This window comes from Pseudomonas sp. GM55 (genome assembly GCF_000282395.1).
GTDB lineage: Bacteria > Pseudomonadota > Gammaproteobacteria > Pseudomonadales > Pseudomonadaceae > Aquipseudomonas > Aquipseudomonas fluorescens_CC.
Genome location: NZ_AKJJ01000035.1, coordinates 1 through 20,451, shown reverse-complemented (window position 1 = coordinate 20,451; position 20,451 = coordinate 1). Strand labels below are relative to the sequence as shown.

Annotated in this window: 15 protein-coding genes and 1 pseudogene; 10 read left to right on the top strand and 6 right to left on the bottom strand. The window is 56.4% G+C overall.

The features are described 5' to 3' along the window. Positions 1 to 105 precede the first annotated feature (105 nt). A complete protein-coding gene (gene acs, locus PMI31_RS06935; RefSeq protein WP_008017088.1) occupies positions 106 to 2,061 on the top strand; it encodes an acetate--CoA ligase in 1,956 nt (651 codons plus the stop codon). 166 nt (positions 2,062 to 2,227) lie between these two features. Here acs and PMI31_RS29740 read toward each other — a convergent pair whose 3' ends face one another. Beyond that, positions 2,228 to 2,590 (bottom strand): NUDIX hydrolase, encoded by a 363-nt coding sequence (locus PMI31_RS29740; protein WP_081500288.1) that lies wholly within the window; start codon positions 2,588 to 2,590, stop codon positions 2,228 to 2,230. 686 nt (positions 2,591 to 3,276) lie between these two features. On the opposite strand from PMI31_RS29740, the gene PMI31_RS29435 reads away from it, so the two are divergent. Together PMI31_RS29435 and PMI31_RS06920 are read left to right on the top strand one after the other, a co-directional pair. Then, entirely contained in the window at positions 3,277 to 4,989 is a 1,713-nt protein-coding gene (locus tag PMI31_RS29435) for an ATP-dependent nuclease (protein ID WP_008017085.1), read from the top strand. Then, positions 4,982 to 6,412 (top strand): UvrD-helicase domain-containing protein, encoded by a 1,431-nt coding sequence (locus PMI31_RS06920; RefSeq protein WP_008017084.1) that lies wholly within the window; start codon positions 4,982 to 4,984, stop codon positions 6,410 to 6,412. The genes PMI31_RS29435 and PMI31_RS06920 overlap by 8 nt, the downstream gene beginning before the upstream one ends. Before the next feature lie 236 nt (positions 6,413 to 6,648). Here PMI31_RS06920 and PMI31_RS06915 read toward each other — a convergent pair whose 3' ends face one another. The 3 genes from PMI31_RS06915 to PMI31_RS06900 all read right to left on the bottom strand — a co-directional run bounded on the left by PMI31_RS06915 (position 6,649) and on the right by PMI31_RS06900 (position 10,848). Continuing rightward, a complete protein-coding gene (locus PMI31_RS06915; protein ID WP_238539269.1) occupies positions 6,649 to 7,782 on the bottom strand; it encodes a hypothetical protein in 1,134 nt (377 codons plus the stop codon). Between the two features lie 740 nt (positions 7,783 to 8,522). Beyond that, positions 8,523 to 9,383: a lipase family protein gene (locus tag PMI31_RS29430; protein ID WP_008017082.1), complete on the bottom strand. Its 861-nt coding sequence runs from the start codon at positions 9,381 to 9,383 to the stop codon at positions 8,523 to 8,525. A gap of 787 nt (positions 9,384 to 10,170) precedes the next feature. After that, entirely contained in the window at positions 10,171 to 10,848 is a 678-nt protein-coding gene (locus tag PMI31_RS06900) for a DUF3313 domain-containing protein (protein ID WP_008017081.1), read from the bottom strand. Between the two features lie 359 nt (positions 10,849 to 11,207). Here PMI31_RS06900 and PMI31_RS06895 point away from each other — a divergent pair, with 359 nt between their 5' ends. The 7 genes from PMI31_RS06895 (at position 11,208) to PMI31_RS06865 (ending at position 19,626) form a co-directional block, all read left to right on the top strand. Further along, positions 11,208 to 11,549: a hypothetical protein gene (locus tag PMI31_RS06895; RefSeq protein ID WP_008017079.1), complete on the top strand. Its 342-nt coding sequence runs from the start codon at positions 11,208 to 11,210 to the stop codon at positions 11,547 to 11,549. A 99-nt stretch (positions 11,550 to 11,648) separates the two neighbouring features. Continuing rightward, a complete protein-coding gene (locus PMI31_RS06890) occupies positions 11,649 to 12,905 on the top strand; it encodes a TolC family protein (RefSeq protein WP_008017078.1) in 1,257 nt (418 codons plus the stop codon). Beyond that, a complete protein-coding gene (locus tag PMI31_RS06885) occupies positions 12,902 to 14,386 on the top strand; it encodes an efflux RND transporter periplasmic adaptor subunit (RefSeq protein WP_008017077.1) in 1,485 nt (494 codons plus the stop codon). Before PMI31_RS06890 ends, PMI31_RS06885 begins: the two co-directional genes overlap by 4 nt. Further along, positions 14,383 to 17,541, top strand: coding sequence for an efflux RND transporter permease subunit (locus PMI31_RS06880; protein WP_008017076.1), 3,159 nt, complete (start codon positions 14,383 to 14,385; stop codon positions 17,539 to 17,541). The genes PMI31_RS06885 and PMI31_RS06880 overlap by 4 nt, the downstream gene beginning before the upstream one ends. After that, positions 17,538 to 17,888: a copper-binding protein gene (locus tag PMI31_RS06875; RefSeq protein WP_008017075.1), complete on the top strand. Its 351-nt coding sequence runs from the start codon at positions 17,538 to 17,540 to the stop codon at positions 17,886 to 17,888. The genes PMI31_RS06880 and PMI31_RS06875 overlap by 4 nt, the downstream gene beginning before the upstream one ends. Positions 17,889 to 18,184: 296 nt before the next feature. Then, the gene (locus PMI31_RS06870) at positions 18,185 to 18,514 is read left to right on the top strand and encodes a DUF190 domain-containing protein (protein WP_008017074.1); all 330 of its coding nucleotides are present in this window, start codon (positions 18,185 to 18,187) and stop codon (positions 18,512 to 18,514) included. A gap of 305 nt (positions 18,515 to 18,819) precedes the next feature. Continuing rightward, entirely contained in the window at positions 18,820 to 19,626 is an 807-nt protein-coding gene (locus PMI31_RS06865; protein ID WP_008017073.1) for an alpha/beta fold hydrolase, read from the top strand. Positions 19,627 to 19,761: 135 nt separating this feature from the next. Here the strand turns inward: PMI31_RS06865 and PMI31_RS06860 are convergent, their stop codons facing one another. Both PMI31_RS06860 and PMI31_RS06855 read right to left on the bottom strand, forming a co-directional pair. Beyond that, positions 19,762 to 19,968, bottom strand: a complete 207-nt coding sequence (locus tag PMI31_RS06860) for a co-regulatory protein PtrA N-terminal domain-containing protein (RefSeq protein WP_008017072.1) — start codon at positions 19,966 to 19,968, stop codon at positions 19,762 to 19,764. Between the two features lie 106 nt (positions 19,969 to 20,074). Beyond that, a pseudogene (locus PMI31_RS06855) lies at positions 20,075 to 20,451 on the bottom strand (hypothetical protein); the annotation flags it as partial.

The following is a 20,451-nucleotide window of genomic DNA, read 5'->3' as shown; positions in this document are numbered from 1 at the left end:
CAATCACGGACGGGCTTGAGACGTCGGCTGTAGCGCTTGCGAGCCGAGCACGTTTAATCAGTGCCAACATTTAACAAAAACAACTATTCCACCGAGGTAAGAAAGATGAGTGCGGCTTCCCTGTATCCCGTTCGTCCCGAGGTTCTGGCTAATACGCTGACCGACGAGGCGACCTACAAGGCCATGTACCAGCAGTCGGTCGTCAACCCGGACGGCTTCTGGCGCGAGCAAGCCAAGCGCCTCGACTGGATCAAGCCTTTCACCACGGTGAAGCAGACTTCCTTCGACGATCACCATGTCGACATCAAATGGTTCGCCGACGGCACCCTGAACGTTTCCTACAACTGCCTGGACCGTCATCTGGCCGAGCGCGGCGATCAGGTCGCGATCATCTGGGAGGGCGATGACCCTGCCGAAAGCCGCAACATCACTTACCGTGAACTGCACGAGCAAGTCTGCAAGTTCGCCAACGCCCTGCGTGGCCAGGACGTGCACCGCGGCGACGTGGTGACTATCTATATGCCGATGATCCCCGAAGCCGTGGTCGCCATGCTGGCCTGTACCCGGATCGGCGCGATTCACTCGGTGGTGTTCGGCGGGTTCTCGCCGGAAGCCCTGGCCGGTCGCATCATCGACTGCCGCTCGAAAGTGGTGATCACTGCCGACGAAGGCATTCGTGCCGGCAAGAAGATCCCGCTCAAGGCCAACGTCGACGACGCGCTGACCAACCCGGAAACCAGCAGCATCCAGAAAGTCATCGTGTGCAAGCGCACCGGTGGCGACATCAAGTGGAACCAGCATCGCGACATCTGGTTCGAGGACCTGATGAAAGTGGCCGGCACCGTTTGTGCGCCGAAAGAGATGGGCGCCGAAGAAGCGCTGTTCATCCTTTACACCTCCGGCTCCACCGGCAAGCCGAAGGGCGTGCAGCACACCACTGGCGGCTACCTGCTGTACGCGGCCATGACCCACGAGCGCGTGTTCGACTATCGCCCGGGTGAAATCTACTGGTGCACCGCCGACGTCGGCTGGGTCACCGGCCACAGTTATATCGTCTACGGCCCGCTGGCCAACGGCGCGACCACGCTGCTGTTCGAAGGCGTGCCGAACTACCCGGACATCACCCGGGTGGCGAAGATCGTCGACAAGCACAAGGTCAACATCCTCTACACCGCACCGACCGCGATCCGCGCCATGATGGCTTCGGGCACGGCCGCTGTTGAAGGCGCTGACGGCAGCAGCCTGCGCCTGCTGGGTTCGGTCGGCGAGCCGATCAACCCGGAAGCCTGGGACTGGTACTACAAGAACGTCGGCCAATCCCGTTGCCCGATCGTCGATACCTGGTGGCAGACCGAAACCGGCGGCAACATGATGAGCCCGCTGCCGGGTGCTCACGCCCTCAAGCCTGGCTCTGCGGCGCGTCCGTTCTTCGGCGTGGTGCCGGCGCTGGTGGACAACCTGGGCAACATCGTCGAGGGCGAGGCCGAGGGCAACCTGGTGATTCTCGATTCGTGGCCAGGCCAGGCGCGTACGCTGTACGGCGACCATGACCGCTTCGTCGACACTTACTTCAAGACGTTCCGCGGCATGTACTTCACCGGTGACGGCGCCCGTCGTGATGCCGATGGTTACTACTGGATCACCGGTCGCGTGGACGACGTGCTCAACGTGTCCGGCCACCGCATGGGCACCGCCGAGATCGAAAGCGCGATGGTCGCTCACCCGAAAGTCGCCGAAGCCGCGGTGGTCGGTGTGCCGCACGACATCAAGGGGCAGGGCATTTATGTGTATGTCACCCTGAAAAATGGCGAAGAGCCGAGCGAGCAACTGCGCCTGGAGCTGAAAAACTGGGTGCGTAAAGAGATCGGTCCGATTGCTTCACCGGATGTGATCCAGTGGGCGCCGGGGCTGCCGAAGACCCGCTCGGGCAAGATCATGCGCCGGATTCTGCGCAAGATTGCGACGGCTGAGTACGAGGGGTTGGGCGATATTTCGACCCTGGCCGATCCGGGTGTGGTGCAGCATCTGATCGACACCCACAAAACCATGAGCGCTTCATAAACTACAAAAAAGCCATGTCGAGCATGAAGTTTCGCCCGGTCATTTACCGGGAGGAGCTTCTTTGCCGATTGCTGCCAGTCGCGAAGGGCCGCAGTCAACTGTGGACACTCAGAATGATGCGAAGAGGCGATTAACCTTTGTGCGAACCAGAACGATCCAGAGGGAGTTAAAGGCGACGTAGAAATGATCTGACAATCGATTTCGTAGCATCGCTTGTGTCTGAGTCATGAAACCTGTTCAGAGAATGCCAAATGCACTCGATGATCTCGTTTTGAGGCGTAGCGTTTTCGGAATCTGGGACAGAGGCTTCAAAAACATGGTGGCGTGTGTTGCCCGCATCGAACTCAAAAATGTACAGGAGCTGATCTACATTTAGCCCGGTTTCTTCTTGGAGTTCTCGAGCCGCAGCTCCAGCGATAGCCTCGCCAGTTTCTACCTTGCCACCAGGCAAGGCCCATTTTGACTTCGGTTTGCGAACGAGCAGGACATGCCTATCTCTCTCACATATGACGGTAGCTCTGACTTTCATCTTTTGACCTGGAAGGCATGTCATTAAATTGTAATAAAAAATGTCATCTTCAAGGCGCGTTTATCGACGAACGCAGAGTTTAGAGCCAGCCAAACTCAAAAAAGTGCCAGATTGTCTTAGGCGTGAGTGATTTTGATGGGGGTTTAGCGAAATGACCGCTTCATAAGGGCTGCAGTCGACCCGTTGCAGGCACTCCCCAACGACTGTGATCGGGACAAAGCTACCTGCCGAAAACGGCACCAAATGCGGCCCGACCGATCGTCACCAATTGGATCAAAGCCAATACAGGAGCGCAATGGTATATAACCAGCCGATGCTGAGAGTGATAGTCAGGTAGACCACCACGAGCATCAGAGCATGATTCCACATGACACGGACCTCCCATAACCACGGTTTGACGCGCGTTAGGGGCGCCTGATGTTGGCGTCGACGGCAAATTGACGCAGTTGCCAATATGTCACTGACCCAGTCTGTTCCTCGCGAACCATTGCCTTTTCTGAGTTTGTGTAGATTTGGAGGTGGGTCAGTCTTGCGTCAGCACGTGGGTCAATTCGGCGTTGGCGTCAACAGTATCTATGATGGGGAAAGGCGAATAGCCACTTCCGCTGCGCTCCAGAGAGCCAATCGGAGCGCAACCAACGGATTTCGCCCTTACTCACACATGAAGTTCAGAAGGATACTGGCCGGTGAAAATCAGAAAGATCGTGATCAAGAACTTTCGCGGAGTGAAAGCGCTTGATTGGAACGTGCCAACAGCTGACATCTTTTGCCTCATAGGGAAAGGCGACTCCTCTAAGTCCACAATCCTGGAAGCCATCCGATACACGTTCCATCCCCAATGGAATCTAGCCTTTAGCGACGCTGATTTTTACCAGTGCAAGATCACTGATCCCGTCACCATTGAGATCACGATCGGTCATCTAGTCGCAGACTTCTCTGCACTCAATAAGTATGGGCTCTACCTTCGGGGCTGGAATGCTGCCGCTCAGACGCTGTTTGATGAGCCAGATGATGACCTGGAGAGTGTATTGACCGTCCGGCTAACCGTCGAAAAGGACTTGGAGCCCAAATGGACAGTGGTGTGCGATCGCAACCCAGACGGGGTTCCCTTTAAGCAGGCAGACAGAAACAAGGTCGGGGCTGGCCTCATCGGCGTTTTCAGCGAACGAGAGCTTTCTTGGGCAAACGGAACTGCCCTTGCCAAGCTTACCGCGGCGCAGAGCTTGAGCGAACTATTGGCCAATGCATCGAGGACCGCCAGGAATTCGTTGGATGTCGACCGGCCTATCACCCTGACAAATTTCGACGCTGCAGCAACCAAGTCGCAAGAAATTGCGAAGCTCCTGGGTGTTCCAGTACTTGATGCGTATAAGGCGCATCTCGACTTGGCCTCCATCAACCTGAAAGTCGGCGGTCTTTCCCTGCATGACGGCGAAATCCCGTTGCGCCAATTAGGTCTCGGATCTCGCCGCATGCTTCAGTGTGGAATCCAGAAAGCGGGGTTGGAGGAAGGCCATATCACCTTGTTCGATGAGTTGGAGTTCGGACTGGAGCCCCACCGGATCACACGGCTCATCAAGCACATAAGAGAGGACAAACGCGGGCAATATTTTCTGACCACTCATTCGCCCATGGTGCTTCGTGAACTCACGGTGCATGACCTACATATCGTCCACAAAAAGGGTGGCGTTGTGACGATCATTTCTGCTGCTGAGAAAGGACTCGAAGAGCATGAGGTTCAGGGGAAGATTCGCTCAAACGCTGAAGCATTCTTGTCGAAGAAGGTCATCGTGTGTGAGGGTGCAACCGAGGTCGGCTTCCTCAGAGGCTTTGACGATCACCAAGTTGAGAACGGCCGAGACCCGTTTTCATACAATGGTGTGGCTCTGTTGGATGCCAGAGGCGCCGGCAACCTCAAGGGTATGGCAAAGGCTTTCAAGTCGCTTTGCTACGACGTGTCGGTACTCGCTGACGGCGATGCCGAGAAGCTATTTTCACCTGACGACGCGGCTAATCTTGCGGCCGTCGGAGTTCCAACGTACATATGGAGCGACAAGCTTTCACTCGAAGAGCGGGCTTTCCAGGATCTGCCTTGGGCATACGTTCTAGCCAGTTTGAAGCTTGCCCAAGATGAACTCTCCTACCCTGTGTACGACCAAGTGCGGACCCAGTACCAGGAAGTGCTTCCCGAAGACCTGAGCACATGGCCGGATAGCCCTAAGCTGCGGACTGCCATTGGTGCTGCAGCCAAGAACAAGAACGCGGGCTGGTTTAAGGACACGACCAGAGGCGACTTATGGTTTAAGACAGTGTCCCCGGCGTTCAAGGATCCCGTGTTTGGAAAAACGAATCTTGCCTTAGAGTTGGGAAAACTTTGGGAGTGGGCAGAGCGTGTCTGAAGATCTGGCAATCAAGCTCAACGACTGTGCCACCAAGGGCTATGTAATCGCGCCTGCTGGGTTTGGAAAGACTCATCTCATCGCGATGGCGGTGCGAGCGTCCAGTGGACGGCAGCTTATCCTGACGCACACCTTCGCTGGCGTGAACTCGATCAAAACGAAAATGGCGGGCTTGGGCGTTCGCGCTTCCCAGTACCAGGTCGATACGATCGCTAGCTGGGCACTTCGACTCTGTCTGGCGTACCCGAAGGCATCGGGGTGGAAAATTGAAAACCCGACCAGCAAGCAGTGGAATAAGTTGTACGAGTGCTGCTCCCGTTTGCTGGGGAAGAGGTTCATTCGTGAGGCCGTGTCGTCCAGCTACGTAGGTCTCTACGTCGACGAGTACCAGGACTGCTCAGACTTGCAACATGATTTGGTCTGTAACCTGGCAGAATTTCTTCCAAGCCGACTCTTGGGAGACCCCCTGCAAGCCATATTCGATTTTGACGACGGCAAGCCCGTTGATTGGGAAGCCAGCGTCTACCCCGAGTTTGATTGCTTGGGACAGCTGGAGATCCCTTGGCGGTGGGTCAAGGCGAAGAGTCCGGAACTTGGCGAATGGCTCAAAGATGCGAGGCGAAAGATCGAGCTAGGCCAAAAGATTGATCTGTCAGCCCATCTGCCACCGAGCGTAATTCGTGCCTACACCCAGCCCGACTATCTCGCAGCTAAACAGTACACGGCGCTTTGTGGCCTGTTGAACCATGATGAGAGTGTCATTGCACTTCACGGTGGCGATCAGCAGTCCAAGAACAAAACTCACCGCTTGGCCAACCGCATGGCCGGCCGTTTTTCCTCAATCGAGGAAATCGAAGGGAGAGATTTGCATTCTTTTCTCAAAAAACTTGGGGCTGCAAAGACCGTTCAGGCTGGCTTTCTCCTCGCTGTGAAGTTCGCAACGAAATGCTTCACCGGTGTAACTCGCACGCTGACGGCAGGAACCAAACGAGGTGAAGTTACTAACCTTCGCAGGACCACGAAGTACCCACTGGTGCTCCAAGCCGCGAATGGCTATTTAGCTGACCCGTCGAGCAGACATCTCAGGGCATTCTTCCAAGCCTTGAAGAACAACCCTGAGACTTCAGCCTACCGCCGTGATCTGCTCTATCGCTTCTTCAACGTACTGAAGATCCATGTTGATGGCCAAGCCGCGACACTCGTGGAGGCCGGTAATTTGTACCAGCGCGACATGAGGCATTCGGGGCGGCCGATCAGCCATCGCAAGCTGATTGGAACCACGTTGCTGGTCAAAGGCCTTGAGTATGACCACGCCGTCATTCTCGATGCCGACTCGCTTGATGCGAAGGATTTGTACGTCGCGATGACCCGAGGAGCGAAATCTCTCACCATTATCGGGACAGGTCGGCACCTTCCGGCATAAGGCATGACTTAGGGCAATCCGGTAGTTGTTGAGGGGAATCGAAAGGGGCCAACCAAGCCACGCTTGGTTGGAGGTGCATTCGTGAGTTCCGGGGGGCGGGGCCAGCTTTCATCGGTTCGAGCGGAGCCAGTCTCGCGTCATACGGCGCCGGCGTAGCACGAGACGGTGGCCTACGACCTAGTCCCCTATGACAGGGGGCTATGTTCGAGGCAGGAATGCGATAAAACTCCTGCCTTTCATATATCTTTTTTCAATACCAGGACACATAAAAAAAGCGTCGCCTTGATAATGTGGTTCACATTGTGAACTTCCCTGAATAGAAGTAGTGACTTTCTAATGAAACTCATGAATTGGATTTCATGGTACTTCTCCCGGCTCATGCCTTCCTTACTCGGGTAATACGTGATGCACTGACTTGACTCCTTGTAGTCATACTTGTAGTGAGCGATCGCATTCCTAAGTTTGTTATCGATGGCATCAAGGTCTATTGCATAAAATGAGTTGTCTATAAAATCGATTTTGTTGCCCAAGTCGACGTTAGCAAACGCATCAAGGCTCTCCAGACCCGGCCTAGTGCCATTTTTAGTTTGCTTTAAAGACGATTCGAACTGGTTGTAGTCACCACGTTTCAACAGGTTGTTGATACCGGCAATCAGTGTTATTTGACGTGAGAATACTTCAGCAAGGTCTTTGTAAAAATTATTGCAAGTTTCAAAGTCTGCAGTCGACATCCTGGCCGGAATGTCACCCAGCTCCTCTGTGTCAGCGTAATCGTAGAAGAAGGCAGGCCGAAACGCGAGGTCCATGGAAACTAATCTTGGGTATAGAGACAGACAGTCGTTGTGTAAATTCTTAAGGAAGCCATTGCTCAAGATACTGTCGATGAACTCGATAGTTCTGTCGCGGTGATTGTCAAGTAGCCAGTAATAGATTTTAGGAGCCACATCGCTGATCTCAGCATTATGCTCATGTATTGTAAATGGCGAGGACATGATTGAAGTCGCAGAATACAGAGCGGTCAACACATCTTGCTTCTTTCTCGATGTTAAACTGACCCCTGGAATCCTTTTGCAAACCTTTTCGAAACTGTCAAGATCATCTCTTTTGTATTGGGTAATGAGGCTGAACAGATCTCGTTGAACCGGGTGGAGGTAATTCAGCATATGCAGCCGCTGATTAAGATGTGAGTACGCCCCCATACCTAGCTCTTGAGTCACACGAAGAAACGTAGTCATCCCCATCTTGTATTTCCCAACATAGACAGGAAAATCTAGGTGGAGGTCTACGAAAGGCTTATCACCCTTGAATGGGGCCTCAAAATCCTCGACCTTTTCAGCCCCCAGCAGCTCGGCGTCAGCTTGCCCGAACACAAATGAAATCCTTTCTTCGCAATTGGGGCAGGCGAACTGGAAGGGTTGGACGTCACGATTTGACATCCCAATCCGACAGTCGATTTCAGTTCCGCAGGTGATACACCTAAAACACTCACAAAGATTCATCTCGGCTCCCTATTTATTCCCAAGACAAGATATGCCTCATTCCTAACTGGCGCATTCAGCCGGTGGTTCTCTGCACCGATCTTGATCTAGCTGCTGAGTCATTGCTGACTGGGCGTAGGCAATGCTGGAAATACGTTAGTGCCCTTAATGGATTCCAGCCAGCTTTTGGCTTGCACCAAGTCATTGAGCTGTTCAGTTCCTACAAGGATGGTTGGGATCTGGCCATATGGTTCGGCTCACTGAATGTGGTGCGGAACCGTCTGAGAGTTGGTCCGGCACTTTGTCGGGTAGCGACAGGACCTGAAGCGGGAAGGATTGACCGGCACAGTTCACGACGATGTCATGCGGCTTGTCAGTAGTGGCCGCCGGGAGCCTGGAAACCCCCTGGTAGTTGCAAGGTTTGCGTGCCTGGGGATTTGCTGGATCAGGCTTCGTCTGCCGGTCCCGAATGGCGAACCATTTCGGGTTGCCCAAGGCGGTGACGGCGAGCCCGTCGATGGCGAACGTTGGTAGTGGTGGATCGACTGTATCGAACACTCCGACCCACACTGTTACTTCGCCAATCGCCCAAATTTGAGGTCGAGCCATCAAAATCATGGACAGGTGCGCTCCTATGGCCAGAACGCACGGGCGTAGTTGATGGGGGCGTGATCGGCAAGATCGCGAAACGCCTCGTTACCTGGCTTGAGCCCATACCTGGTCGTATATACCATGCGCGCAGCAATGCGGTCGGCATCGATTTGGATGGTGTTCAGGCTGCTATCAAGAACGCCATCGCGGTTAATGTAACTCTGTGAGCCAACGTGTTTGTAACCCATTAGCGGAGGCGGGACCTGGGTAACCTCGTCGCAGCAGTCGACGATGCGAATGATGTCGAGCGCGGGGCTTGTGTTGAGCGAAGCGGCAAAGGCGTGATTACCGACCCGGGGAGACCCCAGCGTGATCAGCTGGTGTGCGCCGGCGGGAAGGGCGAGCAACGTGGCAATTGCCGCACCGAGACTGTGTCCGCAGATGCATAAAGCATTGCGATTCTTGGCCGGCCCTTTGAGCCACGTATTGACCTGAGGCCAAAGGCCCAGTGCGGTTTCGGCAAACCCCGAGTGCACCTCGCCACTGCCGAGGGTCCATGCTTGCAGGATCACTTTGGCGTTGATCAGCCAGTCCTTGTAATGGTCGGCCTGGGTGCCTCTGAAGGTGATCAGGGCGGAGCCGTCCGTATGTAGGGCACCAAACCCGGCGCCATCGGTATCAGCATGCTCGAATGTCGTGACGTGGCGGTACCCGACCAACGCAAGCTCATCCAGCAATTGCTGCCTGGAAGCGCCACCGTCCTCGAACCGTAGATAAGCCAGGCGTGAAGCTTCTATGGCCAAGGCCTCGCGGCTTCGCGCCGGACCCAGCAAGAACAGCGATGGCCGATCTTCCGGATGCAATAGCGAATGCGTGGTGGGGTCGTACTCAATCAATGCCACGGATGCCTCCTTAGCAATGCAGTACTCGCTGTATATTTGACCTTGGCGCTGAAAACAGCCAAACCAGCGTCGTTCTTGGGCTGTAGGATCAACTGTAGGTGCGCCGGTTCAAAGATCAAGCCCGGAAAATTCTTCAGGTGTCAATCACCGCTCTGGGGGCTTTTTTCCTTTTATGGAATCAATGAGATTAACGACATAGTTTTGGTTGACCCCTGCCACTAACGACCAGAACAACAATTTTGCATAGCCATCGGCGTGCTGGCAGAAAATGATTTCAAATGGCTTGGGTCCGTTGAGCCTCTACTGAAGGCGCATTTATTTTGTGAACTCGATAGGTTTTTCTCATCTTTTTTGTGATTTCTGTTTTCGGATGTCACAGAAAAGATGAATTTATCCCTGTGTTTTCGGGTGGGAGAGAGTCATCAATTTTGAGACCCTACATCTCCGTTGTTCGTGTACTCGATCCACTTCGATCTCGACAAACCTTACCCTAGCTACGCCATTTCCAAGAACCCTGATTTCGATTGGGATTGTATCCTGATCGACGAAGATGAACTGTGCCAGGATCACAGCGTTTGCATGGAGCAGTATGAGCCAAGGGATGACTTTTGGGTTTACGTCAGGCGCGTAGGTTTTCAGCAATTCGAGCTTGAGGATTAGCTTGGCAATCAACTATGCATACCCCCAACCCCTGAATCGCCCCTGATTAAATAGACACTCGGGAGCGTCCACTTCTGGCCGACAGTTACCCCTCATCAGAGGCCGTATCCAACCCAAGGCAGTCAGTTCACCTGCTGACGAACGTCCAGAGATCGGTATTCAGTTTTTCGATAGCGGCTTTAAAGTCCTTGGTGGTGATGCGCTGACTTTCGTTCTCCAGTTGGCTGCCGAATACCTTGCGCACCACTTTGGCCATTGTCTGATGGGTTCTCGCGTCAATGAATTCGGCTTCGATGAACAGATTGGTGTCTTGATCCCGGTGTCCGGTGGCGGCTTGTGTCGCTCCGACAACGGCCGCGATCGGCATCACTTCATACCACTTCATGCCTTCGTTCGACGCGCTGACGCCAGTGATTGCCGCACGCAGGATCAGGGGGTGTGACCCGGCCGGTGCTGCGGCCGCGTTGGACACCCTCTGGTATTTGCGGCCCAGCACGAGCTTGGCCTTTCTGGACATGAAGTCCTGCAGGTCGGCCAGCGTCTGCTGATTGACCCGCTCATCGGGTTTTGGCGCGGGATAAAACTCCAGCGTTCTGAACGCTATGGTGTCGTACGCATCCGGGTTCCACGACGGGCTTACCCAGCGCAGTGTCTTCTCACCCGTGGTGGTGGTCACTTCTTCCAGGTTGTTGTAGTTGGACAGGAAACCGGAGTACTGCTCGCGCTCAGTGACCTGGGAGGTGCAACCGCCGAGAAGCAGGCTGGCCAGTGCGACGCCTACGAACAGCTTATGAGCCAGGGTCATGGTGGGTTCACTCCGGGATTAAGTCGTGTTCCGTCAACAGAGAGTCAGAGGCGCCAAGCCATGTTTTTAGTCATGGCTTGAATCCAGGCCTTGGCCTGACTGACGTTGATATCGGTGTCCTGATCCAGAGCATAGATAGCTTCTGTGACCCTGCACCAGGTTTCATAACGCTACGATTACCGGCCGATACCGCGCTGCGAGGCCGTACCTGTATTACCGGCGCACTGTTTTCGTATCAGTAATGCTGGCTTAATCCTGACTCGTTGATATCACGCGCAATCGACGCCTGACGCAGGGCAATCGAGAGCGTGTGTTCAATTGATTGTTAGCGCTATTGCTGACGGCTACACTCCAACCCCATGAAACGCTACCTGCGGTTTTTCCTCATTTTCGTGATCAGCCTGGCGCTTCCCCTCAGCGGGATGGCGGGTGTTCAAGCGCCGACAGAACCGTGCCCGATGAAAACAATGGGCATGGCGATGATGGACGACATGGGGATGGACTGCTGCAACGACATGAAAAGCCCGACCGAGCATGGCAAACCCTGCAAGCCGGGCCAGGAATGCAAGACTGGCGGTATGCTGCAAGTCTCGATCTCCAAGCCAGCTGTAACCGTGTTCAGCCCCGTAGTGCTTTCCCTCATCAGCGATTCCGTACCTGTATCGACCCCGTCCGGGGTATGGCGACCGCCCCGCGTTTGATTCCTGACCCACATTGAGCGTCATTCCGTTTTAGCGGGATGGCATGGCTGTGCGCGTGTCCTTTGATGCGTGCAGTGGATGATCACAGGAATCGTAAACATGAACTCCAAGCGCTATTGCACAGGTTGGTCCCTCGTGGCCGGCCTGGCGGCAAGCGTACTGGCATTGCCGAGCTTCGCTGGCGCATTGACACTCGACGAAGCGTTGCGGCTGGCGGAAAACAATGCGCCGTCGCTGACGGCACAGGACGCAAAAATTCAGGCTGCCGCCAGTGCGGCTATTCCAGCCGGTGAACTACCTGACCCCAAGCTGCTGCTGGGTGTGCAGAACTACCCTGTTGGCGGTCCGGATCGCTGGAGCATTGACCAGGACTTCATGACCATGCAAATGGTCGGGGTTCGGCAGGAGATGCCCAACGGTGATAAGCGCAAGGCGCGCATTGAAGTGGCCAATGCGGCCATTGATCGCGCTGCGGCAGAGCGTCGGGTCGAACGCCTGAACGTTCGCCAATCCACGGCATTGGCCTGGATCAGCAGCTACTCGGTCGAGCGCAAGGATGCGCTGTTCCAGGACTTGTACAAGGAAAACCGCCTGCTGGCGGACACCGTCCGGGCGCAGATAGCCGGTGGCCGCGCTCAACCCTCCGACGCGGTGACGCCCAAACAGGAAGCGGTGCAACTGGCGGAGCAACAGGACGAGCTGATTCGCCAGAGAACGCAGGCACGCGCAGCCCTCAAGCGCTGGATCGGCCCCGCCGCCAACGACAAGCCTGCGGGCAGCCTGCCGCAATGGCCTGTCGATACCTCAAGCTACGCCCATAAGCTGCAACACCATCCCGAGTTGGCAGCGTTTGCGCCGATGACCCGCGAAGCGCAAGCCAAGGTTCGTGAGGCCGCGTCGGAGAAACGGTCGGACTGGAGCTGGGAAGTGGATTACCAGCACCGTGGCCGTGAGTTCGGCGACATGGTCAGTGTGCAGTTTTCCTGGGATCTGCCGCTGTTTCCTGACTCTCGCCAAAATCCCAAAATTGCAGCCAAACAGGCTGAACTCAGCCAGCTTGAGGCCGAGCGCGAAGCCCTGTCACGCGAGCATACCCAGCAACTGGAGAGTGAGCTGGCTGACTACGAGCGCCTGAATCGTGCGGTACAGCGAAACCAGGAAAGCCTGTTGCCGCTGGCCAGGGAAAAGGTCGAACTCAGCATGGCCAGTTATCGTGCTGGCAAAGGTGATTTGAATGCCGTTGTCGCCGCCCGACGTGAGCTCATCGAAGCTCGGCTCAAACAGATCGACGTGGAAGAGCAGCGAGCGCTGACCAGCGCGCGACTGTATTTTGCCTATGGGGAGTCCAGCCAATGATCCTGAATAAATGGAACGGGGCATTGCTGGTGGGCATCTCGCTGGCATTGGGGGTTGCCGGTGGTTATTGGTTCGCTCACCAGCGCATGAGCGAAGTACCGTTTGCCGCCCCGCAGATGAGCCCCAATTCACCGGACGAACGCAAGGCGCTGTATTGGTACGACCCCATGTACCCGCAGCAAAAGTTCGATAAGCCGGGCAAGTCGCCCTTCATGGACATGCAACTGGTTCCGCAATACGCCAGTGGCGGTAGCGACCGTGCGACGGTCAGTATCGATCCAGGCCTGACTCAGAATCTCGGTCTGCGTTTTGCGACAGTCAGTCGCGGGACCTTTGATTCCAGTCTCGATGTGAGCGGTGTCCTCGCGTTCAACGAACGGGATGTCGCCGTGATACAGGCCCGCACTCCAGGCTTTGTGGAGCGGGTCTACGCCCACGCTCCAGGTGATGTGTTGAAAGCCAACGCGGCGTTGGCGGATATCCTGGTGCCCGAGTGGGTCGCCGCGCAGACCGAGTTCCTTGCGCTCAAGCGCAGCGGTGATGCGGACTTGTTGGCTGCGGCACGCCAGCGACTGCAGCTCACCGGGATGCCGGCAGCACTGATCACTCAGGTGGAGCGGGGCGGTAAGGTGCAACCCTACCTGACGCTGACCAGCCCGATTGGTGGTGTGCTGCAAGAGTTGAATGTCCGCGCGGGAATGACCGTTGCAGCGGGTGAGACACTGGCTCGCGTCAACGGTTTGAGCAGTGTCTGGATGGCCGTGGCCGTTCCAGAGTCGGAGGCAGGAACCATCGCTGTGGGGCAAACGGTTGAAGCGCAATTGCCAGCGTTCCCGGGGATAAAACTCAATGGCAAGGTCAGCGCCATTCTGCCGGAGACCAATCCGGACAGCCGTACCCTGCGCGTGCGGGTGGAACTGCCCAACCCGGAGGGACGCCTCAGGCCGGGTTTGACCGCGCAGGTACGCTTGAACCGCTCAACGCCGCACAGTGTGTTGTGGGTGCCGAGCGAGGCCGTCATCCGCACAGGCCGACGTGCCTTGGTGATGCTTGCCGAAGACGCGGGCCGCTACCGGCCGGTGGAGGTGCAACCCGGGCAGGAAAGCGATGGCAAGACGCAGATATTGAAAGGTCTGGAAGATGGCCAGAAGGTCGTTACGTCCGGCCAGTTCCTGCTCGACTCGGAGGCCAGCCTGAAGGGCATTGTTGCCAGCCCGGAGCAAGCGTCGCCACCCGGTGCAGCAGCCTCCGGCTTGCATGAGGCGCAGGGGCAGATCGTCGAGATCAACGACAAGGAAGTCACGCTCGCCCACGGTCCCTTCAAGACACTGGGCATGCCGGGGATGACGATGACGTTCCCACTCGCCAATCCGGCGCTGACGCAGGGCCTCAAGCCGGGCGACAGGGTTCGCGTCGCGGTGAGCCAGACTGACGATGGCCTGCGGGTCGAGCGCCTGGAAAAAACCGGAGGCCAGCCATGATTGCTGCCCTCATACGTTGGTCCGTGGCCAACCGGTTCCTGGTGTTGTTGGCGACGCTGTTCGTCACGGCCTGGGGCATCTGGTCGGTGCAGAACACGCCCATCGATGCATTGCCGGACCTCTCTGATGTTCAGGTCATCATCCGTACCCCCTTCGCGGGACAGGCACCGCAGATTGTCGAGAACCAGGTGACCTATCCGCTGGCCACCACCATGCTCTCGGTGCCGGGTGCCAGGACGGTGCGTGGTTACTCGTTCTTTGGCGACAGCTTTGTCTATGTACTGTTCGAGGATGGAACCGACCTGTACTGGGCTCGCTCGCGGGTCCTGGAATATTTGAGTCAGATACAAAGCCGCTTGCCGGCGAGTGCCAAGCCGGCATTGGGGCCGGATGCGACAGGGGTGGGCTGGATCTACCAGTACGCACTGGTGGATCGCAGTGGCGGACACGACCTGGCACAGCTGCGCGCACTTCAGGACTGGTTCCTCAAGTTCGAGCTCAAGACCCTTGCCAACGTCGCCGAGGTGGCTACGGTCGGCGGGATGGTCAAGCAGTATCAGGTGCAGCTGGATCCGCTCAAATTGGCCAGCCTCGGCATCACTCAGGCTGAGGTAACCGAGGCTATCGGCAAGGCCAACCAGGAAACGGGTGGCGCGGTGCTGGAGATGGCGGAGACCGAGTTCATCGTGCGTGCTTCCGGTTACCTCAAGTCGCTCAACGACTTTCGGGCGATTCCGCTCAAGCTCGGTGCGGGCGGCGTGCCCGTGACCCTCGGCGATGTCGCCACGATCCAGTCGGGACCGGAAATGCGCCGCGGCATCAGCGAACTCGACGGCGAAGGTGAGACGGTCGGCGGTGTAGTGATTTTGCGCAGTGGCAAGAATGCTCGCCAGACCATTGCGGCGGTCAAGAGCAAACTGGATGAACTGAAAGGCAGTCTGCCGGCCGGAGTGGAGATTGTCACCACCTACGACCGCAGCAAGCTGATCGACCGCGCCGTGGAGAACCTCAGTCACAAGCTGCTCGAAGAGTTCATCGTAGTCGCGCTGGTCTGCGGGATCTTTCTCTGGCACTTGCGCTCATCGCTTGTGGCGATCATTTCCCTGCCGGTGGGGGTGCTTATTGCCTTCATCGTCATGCACTACCAAGGCATCAACGCCAACATCATGTCCTTGGGCGGGATTGCCATCGCCATCGGCGCCATGGTCGATGCCGCCGTGGTGATGATTGAAAACGCCCACAAGAAGATTGAGGCCTGGCACCTGGCCAATCCCGGGGAAGAACTGAAGGGGGAACGTCATTGGCACGTCATGACCGAAGCGGCGTCAGAGGTGGGGCCGGCATTGTTCTTCTGTTTGTTGATCATCACCCTGTCGTTCATTCCGGTGTTCACCCTGGAGGCGCAGGAAGGGCGTCTGTTCGGTCCGCTGGCTTTCACCAAGACCTACGCCATGGCCGCGGCGGCGGGATTGTCAGTGACTCTGGTGCCTGTGCTGATGGGTTACTGGATTCGCGGACGAATTCCCAGTGAGCAACAGAACCCGTTGAACCGCTGGTTGATCCGGATCTATCAGCCAGCCCTGGACGCAGTCTTGCGTCGACCAAAGATCACTCTGCTGGTGGCGCTATTGGTTTTTGCCAGTGCGCTGTGGCCAATGTCTCGTTTGGGGGGCGAGTTTCTCCCGCCGTTGGACGAGGGCGACCTGCTCTATATGCCTTCGGCCCTGCCGGGATTGTCGGCGCAGAAAGCGGCGCAACTGCTGCAGCAGACCGACCGCTTGATCAAGACCGTACCGGAGGTCGAACATGTCTTCGGTAAAGCCGGTCGTGCCGAAAGCGCCACCGACCCGGCACCGCTGGAGATGTTCGAAACCACCATTCAATTCAAGCCGCATGCGCAATGGCGCCCGGGCATGACCCAGGAAAAACTGGTGGAGGAACTGGATCGCGTGGTGAAGGTTCCCGGCTTGACCAACATCTGGATACCGCCGATTCGAAACCGCATCGACATGCTGGCGACGGGTATAAAGAGCCCGATCGGTGTGAAGGTGGCCGGCGCCAATCTGGCGGAAATCGATGCGGTCACCCAGGCCGTCGAGCGGGTGGCCAAGGAGGTGCCCGGTGTCAGTTCGGCGCTGGCCGAGCGGCTGACCGGTGGCCGCTATATCGATGTGGATATCGACCGTAAAGCCGCCGCCCGCTACGGACTGAATATCGCCGATGTGCAGGCCATCGTCGCCGGTGCCATCGGTGGTGAAAATGTCGGCGAGACCATTGAAGGGCTTGCACGCTTCCCGATCAACGTACGTTACCCACGAGAGTGGCGCGACTCGCTCGGCGCCCTGGAGCAACTGCCGATCTATACCCCGCTGGGCAGTCAGATCACCCTGGGCACGGTGGCGAAGGTCAAGGTCAGCGACGGTCCGCCGATGCTCAAGAGCGAAAACGCACGACCTTCGGGCTGGGTGTACATCGATGTGCGAGGTCGGGACATTGCCTCGGTGGTTGCCGATCTGCGGCGGGTCGTCAATGAACAGGTCAAGTTGCAACCGGGCATGAGCCTGAGTTACTCCGGGCAGTTCGAGTTTCTCGAAAGGGCCAACGCACGCCTCAAACTGGTGGTGCCGGCCACGCTGTTGATCATCTTCGTGCTGCTGTACCTGACGTTCGCCCGCTTCGACGAGGCATTGCTGATCATGGCCACTCTGCCATTCGCGCTGACCGGCGGGGCATGGTTCCTCTATCTGCTGGGGTTCAACCTGTCGGTCGCCACCGGGGTCGGCTTTATCGCCTTGGCCGGTGTTTCTGCCGAGTTTGGCGTGATCATGCTGCTCTATCTGAAGAACGCCTGGGCCGAACGTGAAGACCTCGGTGACAGCACTGAGCGCGGACTGGTGGCGGCGATTCGCGAAGGTGCTGTGCAGCGGGTTCGCCCCAAGGCCATGACCGTGGCCGTCATCATCGCTGGCCTGTTACCCATCCTGTTGGGCAGCGGTACGGGTAGCGAAGTGATGAGCCGCATCGCCGCGCCAATGGTCGGCGGTATGGTCACGGCGCCTTTACTGTCCCTGTTTGTCATTCCGGCAGCGTATCGCTTGATGCGTCGCCGGCAGCTCTCTATCGAATCAATCACCCATAAAGGAAAAGTCGTATGAAACTGACCCTTATTGCAGTTGCAAGCACCGTATTTGCACTATCGCTTTCTGCCCAAGCGGAGGACATGCCAGGCATGAAAATGGACGGTATGGAGGGCATGAAGATGGAGCAGGAAACAAAACAGGCTCCAGTCGCCAACGCCGAGGGCACGATCAAGGCCATGGACACCACAAAGCATACGGTGACCCTCGCTCACGGCGCCGTTCCAGCGGTGCAATGGCCGCCGATGACCATGGCCTTTTCAGTGACGCAAGATCAGCTGAAAGGGCTGAAGGTGGGAGACCATGTATCGTTTTCCTTTCAGCTGGAGGGCGGTAGAGCCAAGATTGTTTCCATAAAAAAATGAAGCACTGATGTTGCTTGTGGCCCGTTGTTGCTCTTCGCGACGGGCTGCAATCCCAATGCGGACAGTCAAGGTCATCCGAAGCGGCGAGTGCGTTTGCGTACGAATCGGATGACCATCTTCAACCCTTTCGCGTGGCTGAGACGGACAGCTATGCTGAAATTACTATTCGTTATCGCTAACGGCGCATCCCTCGGGACCTGGTAACGCAGGCTACACGTGGCAGGCTCGCTGGCGATGAACGTTGCAGGGCTTGTATCGCTTCAATTGATTGGCACACGCTAGAGAGGTGATGGGTCATGAAAGGCTTTTTGGTGATTTTCATTACCCAACAGAGCCGTCGACATCACGGAAAAATGCTGGGTGATTGGCTCGTCGACCTGGCCCAGGAGATGGGGCTGCGCGGTGCCACCCTGGCAACGGGTATCGAAGGCTTCGGACATTCAGGGAAACTGCATTCCTCGCATTTTTTTGAGCTGGCCGATCAACCTACCGAAATTCATATGGCAATTACCGAAGAAGAGTCCGTTCGCCTGTTTGAGCGACTTGAGGCCGAAGATATCTCCCTGTTTTACATAAAGACCCCGGTTGAATTCGGAGCTGTCGGTAAACAGGCGAACCAGCCTTGAAATCTGAGAAAAACAGGAGTGTTGATGCCTGATACCCAAGACACAAAAGCCCGTTAAAAAATGATCCACTGTAGGAGCGAGCTTGCTCGCGATGGTCGTTAACGATTACGCGTGTTTGTTGGCTAAACGCGGCGCTCTTGAGTCCATCGTCGGAACGCCGCCCGGAGCAAGCTCGCTCCTACAGAGTCCTTGACTGAACCGCCACTGACATATTTGCGGATTTTCCCGATCGTGCTGATCGCTGTCCTCGCGACCGCAACACTTCGTTTACTCTTATCCGCCTGAATGATCAGTCGAGGATTCCAATGTCATCGTTTGTCTGTGCCGAAACGCTTTGGATCGATACGCCACATGGGCGACTGTTTACCCGGCGCTGGTTTCCGGCGGGCGTGGAATACAGCCAGGTAAAACCGCCGATCATCCTTTTTCATGATTCCCTGGGATGCGTCGAATTGTGGCGAGATTTCCCTGAACGACTCTGTCAGGCCACAAAGCGCGAGGTGATCGCCTATGACCGACTCGGCTTCGGGCAGTCGGATCCGTACCCGGGGAACTTGCCCATGGATTTCATTCGCGACGAAGCCGAGCGCTTCTTCGCGCTGGTAAGGGCCGAATTCCAATTCGATCGGTTTGTCGCCTTTGGTCATAGTGTTGGCGGCGCGATGGCAACGAACTGCGCATTCTTGTACCCGCAGAGTTGCGTTGCATTGATCACCGTTTCAGCACAAGCGTTCGTTGAGGAGCAGACACTGCGCGGCATTCGGGAAGCCAAGGCGCAGTTTGAGGCGCCGGGGCAAATGGCGCGTCTTGAGAAATATCATGGCGATAAAGCGCAATGGGTGCTGTCAGCCTGGACGGATACCTGGCTATCGGAGGCATTCAGCGGCTGGACGATTGAAGACGCCATTGACTCGATTCACTGCCCACTGCTTGCGCTTCATGGAGAGCAGGACGAGTACGGATCCGTTCTGCATCCCATGCGCATCGCCAGACTTGCGACGTCACTGGGGGAATACCGGATACTGGGAAATTGTCATCATGTCCCCCATCGAGAGGCCCCCGATGTCGTTCTGGATGCAGTCGCTCGACTCCTTCGAATCAGCCATTGCTGAATGACTGATTCTGGGTGTGGATTCAACGGGGTGATGCAACGAATTGGATTCTGGTAAGCAGGATTCCGGTTGAACCGGCGCTGTAGTTGAGGCTTGAGGCCGCACATTTTTGGCGGCCTCGGCGCGCTGCACGGATCAGCTGTTGCTGTGATCGGAGGCCTTGGCTTTACTTTGAGCTACAGCGGCTTCAGCTTTCTGTTTCTGGGCAACCTGGAAGGCTTCCATCGAGACTTTCCGGGCCGACTCCATGCGAGTGAAGGTCCGATCACCGCCACCTGTGGCCATTGCCAGGGAAGAAGCGGTCAGCGCGGCGGCTACGAAGAGAACTTTCATGGATTTCATTTGGGTTTCCTCAAGTGAGAACTGGTAAATAACTAAAGTTTGTAAATAACTAATAATGGTATGTATTGGCTAAAGCAGAACCTGCCTGTTCAGCCTGGCTTTACCATCAAGCCAGGGCGGCGTTGCGTGCGGTCCAGGTGTCTTGTTCCAGACGCCCTTCGGTGCCTTTGTTTTTTGCATAGGCGGTGAGCAGTACCATCGCTGCGAATCCACCGACGATGAGAACTGGATAGGCTGCCAGCAACTCGACCAGCGAGTACTTCCAGGCCAGCGGACGACCAACACCCAGCATGGCGGCATAGAACCACGACACGGCGGAGAGCGCGCCCGAGAACAGCGCCAGCATGCGCAAGCTGAAGGAAAGATTAAGTATCGAACCGGCTTTTTTCAGCGCCGGCAATACAGCGCTATGCAACAGGAAACCGTTAAAGGTCAACAGCACAACGATGCCGATTTTGGCCTGCAGTTTTGGATTGAGGAAAT

Coding starts and splice junctions, on each gene's coding strand:
- acs (WP_008017088.1), top strand. CDS start 106: ATGAGTGCGGCTTCCCTGTATCCCGTTCGTCCCGAGGTTCTGGCTAAT.
- PMI31_RS29740 (WP_081500288.1), bottom strand. CDS start 2,590: ATGAAAGTCAGAGCTACCGTCATATGTGAGAGAGATAGGCATGTCCTG.
- PMI31_RS06900 (WP_008017081.1), bottom strand. CDS start 10,848: ATGACCCTGGCTCATAAGCTGTTCGTAGGCGTCGCACTGGCCAGCCTG.
- PMI31_RS06895 (WP_008017079.1), top strand. CDS start 11,208: ATGAAACGCTACCTGCGGTTTTTCCTCATTTTCGTGATCAGCCTGGCG.
- PMI31_RS06890 (WP_008017078.1), top strand. CDS start 11,649: ATGAACTCCAAGCGCTATTGCACAGGTTGGTCCCTCGTGGCCGGCCTG.
- PMI31_RS06885 (WP_008017077.1), top strand. CDS start 12,902: ATGATCCTGAATAAATGGAACGGGGCATTGCTGGTGGGCATCTCGCTG.
- PMI31_RS06880 (WP_008017076.1), top strand. CDS start 14,383: ATGATTGCTGCCCTCATACGTTGGTCCGTGGCCAACCGGTTCCTGGTG.
- PMI31_RS06875 (WP_008017075.1), top strand. CDS start 17,538: ATGAAACTGACCCTTATTGCAGTTGCAAGCACCGTATTTGCACTATCG.
- PMI31_RS06870 (WP_008017074.1), top strand. CDS start 18,185: ATGAAAGGCTTTTTGGTGATTTTCATTACCCAACAGAGCCGTCGACAT.
- PMI31_RS06865 (WP_008017073.1), top strand. CDS start 18,820: ATGTCATCGTTTGTCTGTGCCGAAACGCTTTGGATCGATACGCCACAT.
- PMI31_RS06860 (WP_008017072.1), bottom strand. CDS start 19,968: ATGAAATCCATGAAAGTTCTCTTCGTAGCCGCCGCGCTGACCGCTTCT.